Origin of the sequence: Streptomyces sp. NPDC006476 (assembly GCF_040612015.1) — a bacterium.
Taxonomy (GTDB): Bacteria; Actinomycetota; Actinomycetes; order Streptomycetales; family Streptomycetaceae; genus Streptomyces; species Streptomyces griseorubiginosus_B.
Genome location: NZ_JBEXPK010000202.1, coordinates 1 through 3,958 on the forward strand (window position 1 = coordinate 1; position 3,958 = coordinate 3,958).

Genomic DNA, 3,958 nt, shown 5'->3' on the forward strand with positions numbered 1-3,958 from the left:
GTCCTGCCCGAGGTCACGCTGCTGGCCGAATGGCCCGAAGACGCCGAAGCACCCACCGACTACTGGCTGTCCAACCTGCCCGCCGCCACCCCGCCTGCCGAACTGGTCCGCCTGGCCAAGATCCGCTGGCGCATCGAGCACGACTACCGGGAACTCAAGCACGGCTTGGGCCTGGACCACTTCGAGGGACGTTCCTGGACCGGGTGGCATCACCACGTCACCTTGGTCCGATACAGCGGACTCACCCTCTACCAGATCCTCGACGCCATCCAGGACCTGCTGAACTGCTGGACCAGCACCTGCACCACCTGCCACCGACCTCTGCCCAGAACATCCGCCACCAGCCCAAACCCAAGAGCCAGAGCGACCTAACGGAGTCCTACTAGGTGACATCATGAGATCCTCGCCGTGGCCCTGAGCGCGAAGTTCTTCAGCGCTTCAATCGCCGGAGGCGGGAACGGAAGGTCGGCCAGGACGGCAAGGGCCCGTCGGCGGCGGTTGCTGATCATGTGTTCCACGATGGCAGGGGCCCCAGTTGCCTGAAGGACCCCACGGATCTGAGCAGCCCCGTGCTCGTCCAGCTCCGGGTTTCCGAGCAGTTCGTACAACAGATTCCGCTGGTCCGAATCGGCGTGCCTGAGGGCGAGGGCCATGAGATAGGTGTGCTTGCCGTCCCGGAGGTCCTCAAGGATGGACTTGCCTGTCTGCTCCGGGGAGCCGAAGACACCCAAGAGATCGTCGCGAAGCTGGAAGGCCTCGCCGATCGGAAGGGCGTAAGCGCTGACAGCGGCACGGATTGCCTCGGCGGCACAACCCCCAACGAGAACTCCTATGTGCATAGGGCGTTCGATGGTGTATTTCGCGGTCTTGTAACGGATGATGTCGAGTGCACGCGCGGTGTCGGCTGTGGGCCGACCGGTAGTAATGACGTCCAGATACTGACCGTGCATGACCTCGTTGCGCATGGCTTCGATGATCGGAAGGACTCCGGCAAGTTCCGCTGGAGTGAGGCCTGCTGCGTGGAGCAATTCGTCGGACCAGGCCAGCGCGAGGTCTCCAAGAAGGATGGCGCCGGAGATACCGAGGCACTCAGCCTGCTGCGGGCTGCGACGGTCGGCGTACCTGGCCGCGAGATATCGGTGGATGGTGGGCATGCCGCGGCGGCTGGCGGAATTGTCCATGACGTCGTCATGGATGAGGGCGAAGGCATGGAATAGCTCCAACGAAGCTGCCGTCCGGAGAACCGCGCTGGGAGGCAGAGCCTCGTGGCCGGTGATGGCATGCCAACCGACCGTGCACAGTGTCGAGCGGATCCTTTTACCACCAGCGAGGAATCTACGAAGCAGAGCGATCAGTTCTTGTTGCTCAGGTGAGTCGACTTTGTTGGCCTTTGTATCGAAAAAGTCGTCCAGGGCACTGTCAACGCGCTGCCGGATACACGAGAGGTCAAGTGTGCCAAACTCTGTTATCCCGGGCATGAAACGCCGCTCTCAAGATAGAGAACAAGTGCGACGGCTTCGACGACCATGCCCTCGAGGTGAACCCGCCCCTCGCGAGGGTGCTGCCCTGGCGTGAAAGGCGCGATGGATTTTTCCACGGCGCTAATCATCAACCCTCCGTAAACATTCATAAGAATTGTGTCAGGAGCACTAACAGGCGAGACCTGTACCAGTGTCTCGTCATCCTGTTCATAGAATCGGTTCCGACTCCGTTGTGGGGGGCGACTCTCGCCCTGGATGCGTGCAGGGTTCAGTGAGCATCGCGTAATCGACTCCGCTCTGCGAGGAAGCAAAAAAGCGAGGAAGGGAAGAGTTCAAAGCGATCGCATCTTAGAACGCCCGGTGACGCCAACCTGACAGTACCAACTCCGGTGCGTACCGCCAGATCGGTCCGGTTGCACTACTGAACGTAATGGATCCAAATTGGTCACTACCGAACGTGACCGCGTCGAACGGGGGCGGGCCTTCACGTTGGTCTTCACGCAATCGCGCCAGACAGCCGGAGAGGCACGTGTTCGCTGCTCAAGCCCAGGCCATGTTGGTGGAGCGGTCGTTATCAGCTACCCGCCAGCCCTGGTGACAGTCCGTAATGGTGATTTCCACTCCCCCCGGCGAAGCAGGACACATCAGGGCATCATTCATAGTAGTGCGTTTATGCGAGATGGCCTGTACTGTGCGCTTCTTGCGCACGGTTGCTCCGCCGGCATATGAAATGGCGGCAACCTTGAAGGCTCGACGTGTCAGTGCGCTGCATGTAAGATCCAGCGGGGTTGTTACTCCTTCTTTAGCGGCACCTTGAAGCGTCGGAAACGTCCATTGGGACGCCACGTCAAGGGCCCACTGACGGGTCGCGTGTTCAGCAGCTGGAACGTCGCTTCATAGTTGAACCCGAATCCCGGGAAAGGCCCGGGCATGGCTGTCTCGACCGGTCAATCCAGTGGTATGCCTGTGACGCGGTTAGGTGCACTCGCGACAACGCGCGATCGCCTTCCGATGGAAATGACCCACATCTACTGACCGAAAGTTCACCATCATGAAAAACAGCATCGATCGCACCGATATTGAATCGTCACCCGCGTACCCCGCCTCCCGCTCCGCCTGCCCGATAAAACTCGCACCGTTGGTGGACAAGCTGCGCGAGGAACGGCCCGTCTCGCGGGTCACTCTGTGGGATGGCACTCAACCGTGGTTGGTAAGCCGCTATTCAGACGTACGTGATGCCTTACGCGACCCACGGCTCAGCTCGGACCCCCGCAGTCCTGGTTATCCGTTTGTCACGCCCGTGCTGAAGCAGCTGGAACTGATGGGGGGTGAGCCGATCAGCTTCGTCCGAATGGACCCGCCCGCGCACACCCGGCAGCGTCGCATGCTCGCAAGAGAATTCACAGCCGGACGCGCGGAGAAGCGGCGGACGCAGGTCGAGGCCGTGGTGTCGTCGCTGCTGGACGACATAATCGCTGTCGGACCACCTGCGGATCTCTTGGAGGAGCTCGCGCTGCCGCTGCCCATGCTCGTCTTATGTCAGCTGTTCGGCGTACCCTATGAGAACTACGCCTATTTCCTGGAACTCAGCAAGGTCATCCTTAATTTGACGAGTAGTCAAGAAAGCCTGGACGAGAGCCTCGGTGACATGGTCGCCCACGTGGACAGGCTGGTGACCAACAAGGCTGCGCATCCCTCGGACGACCTGCTGGGCAACTTGGTCACCGATTATGAAATTCCGGGCATGCTTACCCATCAGGAGACGGTCAACCTGGTGCTGACTCTGCTCATCGGTGGGGTGGATACCACCGCCAGCGCCCTGGCTCTCGGTCTACTCGAGCTTCTACTCCGCCGCGACCAGTGGGTTTTGCTTCTCGACCATCCTGAGTTGGTTCCGGCGGCGGTGGAAGAGATGCTACGGCTCCATAGCGTCGCGGCCACAGACGGAATGCCAAGGGCAGCAAAGGAGGACTTGGAGATCGCGGGTGTCACCATCAAGGAAGGGGAAGGCCTGTTGCTCAATGTGGCCGCAGCCAACCGGGACCCGCGGGTTTTCCGGGACCCTGACCGATTTGACATCAGGCGTAAAGCAGAGAAGCAGTTGACCTTCGGTTATGGAATCCACCAGTGTATCGGACAGTGGTTCGCCAGGATCGAAATGCAGTCGGCGCTCACCGAGCTCCTACGCCGACTGCCGGATCTGAGGGTGTCCAAGCCGTTGGAAGAGCTGAGCTTCCGACACAACATGCTGGTCTACGGACTGGATTCGCTACCCGTCGAGTGGTGACACAGAGCAACTAAGTTTTTTTCACTTCGGGGTGACGTCATGGCCAGGGACCTGCCGATCAATAACTCCTAGATCTTGGTGAGGGTTACGGGGGTGTGAGGTCGTGCCCGGCGATCGCGGCGAGCTGTTGTGCCGTGGTCACGGTGAGGGCGCCGGCCGGGACTGTGTACCCGAGCGCGGTGAGTACGGG

At 60.6% G+C, this 3,958-nt stretch carries 2 protein-coding genes and 1 pseudogene; 2 read left to right on the forward strand and 1 reads right to left on the reverse strand.

Translation table 11 applies throughout. From position 1 onward, the window contains the following. Window positions 1-283 (forward strand): annotated as a pseudogene (locus ABZZ74_RS52790) (transposase); the annotation flags it as partial. A gap of 109 nt (window positions 284-392) precedes the next feature. Here the strand turns inward: ABZZ74_RS52790 and ABZZ74_RS52795 are convergent. Then, window positions 393-1,478 (reverse strand): polyprenyl synthetase family protein, encoded by a 1,086-nt coding sequence (locus ABZZ74_RS52795; protein WP_356951255.1) that lies wholly within the window; start codon window positions 1,476-1,478, stop codon window positions 393-395. Between the two features lie 1,054 nt (window positions 1,479-2,532). Here ABZZ74_RS52795 and ABZZ74_RS52800 point away from each other — a divergent pair. Continuing rightward, window positions 2,533-3,768 (forward strand): cytochrome P450, encoded by a 1,236-nt coding sequence (locus tag ABZZ74_RS52800; protein ID WP_356951256.1) that lies wholly within the window; start codon window positions 2,533-2,535, stop codon window positions 3,766-3,768. The last annotated feature ends 190 nt before the right edge of the window (window positions 3,769-3,958 follow it).

What these genes read in the sequence shown, in the direction of transcription:
- ABZZ74_RS52800 (WP_356951256.1), top strand. Translation starts at nt 2,533, where the DNA reads ATGAAAAACAGCATCGATCGCACCGATATTGAATCGTCACCCGCGTAC.
- ABZZ74_RS52795 (WP_356951255.1), bottom strand. Translation starts at nt 1,478, where the DNA reads ATGCCCGGGATAACAGAGTTTGGCACACTTGACCTCTCGTGTATCCGG.